Genomic DNA, 3,917 nt, shown 5'->3' with positions numbered 1-3,917 from the left:
CGCACGCGCTGCGCATGCCTTCAACCAGACCAACAAACGCAGCCACTCCGCGATTGACCTTGCGCGATCCCGGATCGCCTGTTCCCAATCCCAAATCCCCGCTATCCGCTATTCCCGATTGCCGCTGCGCCGCTCGCCACAGGCTCGACTTCTTTGCGCTCGCGGCATCGTTCAACTGTTCGATGCTGCGCGCGCCGACACCGCGCGGCGGAAAATTGATCACGCGCAGCAGCGCGTTGTCATCGTCGGGATTGGCGATCAGGCGCAACCAGGCGAGCGCGTGCTTGATTTCCTGGCGCTCGAAAAAGCGCAGGCCGCCGTAGACGCGATAGGGCAGCGCCGCATTGAACAACGCGTGTTCGAGCACACGCGATTGCGCGTTCGAACGGTAAACCAGCGCGATGTCCGAAAGCCCGACACCGTCGCGCCGCAGATTCAGAATCTCGTCGACGATGAAGCGCGCCTCCTCGAAATCGCTGGCCGCCTGATACAGCCGCAGCGGCTCGCCGCGGCCTTCGGCGGTCCATAAATTTTTGCCGAGGCGGCCGCGGTTCTGGCTGATCAGCGCGTTCGCCGCATCGAGGATAGCGCCGTGCGAGCGGTAGTTCTGTTCGAGTTTGATGACCTTGCCGATCGAAAAATCGCGCTCGAAGCTGTGCATATTGCTAACGTTGGCGCCGCGAAACGCGTAAATCGACTGATCGTCGTCGCCGACCGCAAACACCGCGGCGTCTCGCCCGGCGAGCAGCTTCAGCCATTGATATTGCAGAGAACTGGTGTCCTGAAACTCGTCGACCAGAATGTGCGAGAAGCGGTTGCGGTAGTGATCGCGCAACGACGCATTGCTGGCGAGCAGTTCATAGGAACGCAACAGCAATTCAGCAAAATCGACGACGCCTTCCCGGTTGCATTGTTCGTCGTAAGCCGCGTAAAACTCGGCCATGCGCCGTGAGATATCGTCGCTCGCTTCGATTTTCGATGCGCGCAACCCGGCGTCCTTGTTGCCGTTGATGAAGTATACCAATTGCCGCGCCGGAAATTTTTCGTCGTCGATGTTGAGCCGCTTCATCAGGCGCTTGACCGCGGAAAGCTGGTCGGCCGAATCGAGTATCTGAAAGCTTTGCGGCAAGCCGGCATCGCGGTAATGCGCGCGCAGCAGGCGATTGCACAGACCGTGAAACGTGCCTATCCACATGCCGCGCGGATTGATCGGCAGCATGCTCGTGATGCGCGTAAGCATTTCGCGCGCTGCCTTGTTGGTGAAGGTGACGGCGAGCAGATTCAGCGGATGCGCGCGCCCGCTCTGGATCAGCCAGGCGATGCGCGTCGTCAGCACGCGCGTCTTGCCGGAGCCCGCGCCGGCCAGGATCAGCGCCGGCTGGTGGGGCAGGGTGACTGCTTCGAGCTGCTCGGGATTGAGGCCGGAAAGTAGGGAATCTGACACGAGTGAATCTTGCAGCGGCGACGACGAATTTCTGAGTCCGTATTATAACCGCTCAGGGTTTAGTCCGGTTTTCGATCAGCTTGCGGATCAGCGGCGTCAGGATCAATTGCATGGCCAGGCCCATCTTGCCGCCCGGCACGACGATCGAATTCGGCCGTGACATGAACGAATCGTGGATCATGGTCAGCAGATACGGAAAGTCGACGCCTTTCGGATCCCGATAGCGGATCACGACGAAGCTTTCGTCGAGCGTCGGAATATCGCGCGCGACGAACGGGTTCGAGGTGTCGACGGTCGGCACGCGCTGGAAATTGATGTGCGTGCGCGAAAATTGCGGCGTGATGTAATGCACATAATCGTACATGCGGCGCAGGATGGTTTGCGTGACCGCCTCGATCGAGTAGCCGCGCGTCTGCATGTCGCGATGGATTTTCTGTATCCATTCGAGATTGACGATAGGCACGACGCCGATCAGGAGATCGACGTGATGGCCGATATCGATAGCGCCATCCTTCGCGCCGCCGTGCAAGCCTTCGTAAAACAGGACATCGCTGTTGGGAGGCATTTCCGCCCAAGGCGTGAACGTCCCCGCCTCCTGCCCCCACGGGGCCGCTTCTTCGTCGTTGTGCAGATACAACCGGCTCTTGCCGGTTCCGCTGCGGCCGTACCCCTCGAAGAAGTCGGATAGCTGCTGGAACAGATTCGCCTCCGGACCGAAGTGGCTGATGCAGCGCTCGTCGTTGATCTCGGATTTTTCGATCACTTCCTTCATGTCCTCGCGGTCGTAGCGATGGAAGCTGTCGCCCTCGATGATGACGGCGTTGATCTTCTCGCGCCTGAAAATGTGCTCGAAAGTGCCTTTGACCGAACTCGTGCCTGCCCCGGATGAGCCCGTTACCGCAATAACCGGATGCTTGGCCGACATGTCATCCTCCCACAACCTTTGGGCGATGTTACACCAGAAGCATGAACGCATCGTTGCCGCTTCCTGGCCTGTCTGCCGCCTCATATGCGGCTATGGTTCACGGGTATAATTTCGCTTTCCCCGCCTCCCCGCCACCATGCACGCGCATTACCGACCGAACGAGATCGAGCGCCAGGTGCAGCAGCAATGGCAAGAGAGCCGCGTCTTCAATGCCGGCGAAGACAGCAAACGGCCCAAGTATTACTGCCTGTCGATGTTCCCATACCCGTCGGGCAAGCTGCACATGGGCCACGTGCGAAATTACACGATCGGCGACGTGCTGGCGCGTTATCACCGCATGCGTGGCTACAACGTGCTGCAGCCGATGGGCTGGGACGCGTTCGGATTGCCGGCGGAGAACGCGGCGATCGCCAACAACGTGCCGCCGGCGAAGTGGACGTACGACAACATCGCGTATATGCGCAAGCAGTTGCAGGCGCTTGGGCTGGCGATCGACTGGGAACGCGAGCTCGCAACCTGCCAGCCTGAGTATTACCGCTGGAATCAGTGGCTGTTCCTGCGCATGCTGGAAAAAGGTTTGGCGTACAAGAAAATCGGTATCGTGAACTGGGACCCCGTCGACCGCACCGTACTTGCCAACGAGCAAGTCATCGACGGCCGCGGCTGGCGCACTGGCGCCCTCGTCGAGAAGCGCGAAATCCCCATGTATTACCTGAGGATTACGGCTTACGCCGACGAGTTGCTCGAAGCGCTCGACGGTTTGCGTGGCTGGCCGGAACGCGTCAAGACCATGCAGGCGAACTGGATCGGCCGAAGCGAAGGCGTCGAAATCGAGTTTCCGTATGCCGACGATCCGCGGCAAGTGCTCAAGGTTTTTACTACGCGCGCCGATACCTTGATGGGAGCGACGTATTGCGCGGTCGCCGCCGAGCATCCGCTTGCCGTGCGCGCCGCCGCACGCAGTCCCGAGCTCGCGAACTTTATCGAAGAGTGCAAGCGGGGCGCTGTCATGGAAGCCGACATTGCGACGCAGGAAAAGAAAGGCATGGCGACCGGCTTGTACGTAGTGCACCCGTTGTCCGGCGAAAAGCTGCCGGTATGGGTCGCCAATTACGTGCTCATGGCTTACGGTAAAGGCGCGGTAATGGCGGTGCCGGCGCACGACGAACGCGATTTCGAGTTCGCGAAAAAATATGGCTTGCCGATTCTGCAGGTTATCGAATACAACATTCGGAAGGTCACAACGAGCGCCGAAACGGATCTTGAAGAACACGCTGATTACCGCTTCGATCTGAATGTCTGGAAAATATGGTACGAATCGAAAGACGGTATCTCACTTGTCAATTCCGGTCGATACGACAAGCTGGATCATCAGGAAGCCGTGGACGCCATTGCCGCTGACTTGAACGATAAAGGTCTTGGCACAAAACGCATCCAGTGGCGCCTGCGTGACTGGGGCATTTCGCGCCAGCGCTACTGGGGTTGCCCGATTCCGTTGATTCATTGCCAGCGTTGCGGCGACGTGCCGGTTCCCGACGATCAATTGCC

3 protein-coding genes are annotated in these 3,917 nt (G+C 59.4%); 1 reads left to right on the top strand and 2 read right to left on the bottom strand.

Going from position 1 to position 3,917, the window contains the following annotated elements; translation table 11 throughout:
* Nucleotides 1-1,444, bottom strand: a 1,444-nt coding sequence (locus tag H0V78_04185) for a UvrD-helicase domain-containing protein (protein MBA2351003.1), incomplete at its 3' end; no start/stop codon positions are given.
* Nucleotides 1,445-1,496: 52 nt separating this feature from the next.
* A complete protein-coding gene (locus H0V78_04180) occupies nucleotides 1,497-2,369 on the bottom strand; it encodes a phosphoribulokinase (GenBank protein ID MBA2351002.1) in 873 nt (290 codons plus the stop codon).
* A 136-nt stretch (nucleotides 2,370-2,505) separates the two neighbouring features.
* Between H0V78_04180 and H0V78_04175 the strand changes: the two genes are divergently transcribed.
* On the top strand, nucleotides 2,506-3,917 hold a 1,412-nt coding region (locus H0V78_04175), incomplete at its 3' end, for a leucine--tRNA ligase (protein ID MBA2351001.1).

Source organism: Burkholderiales bacterium (genome assembly GCA_013695435.1).
Lineage (GTDB): Bacteria > Pseudomonadota > Gammaproteobacteria > Burkholderiales > JACMKV01 > JACMKV01.
The sequence above is the reverse complement of the archived record's forward strand: the minus strand, read 5'-3'. Positions and strand labels throughout refer to the sequence as shown.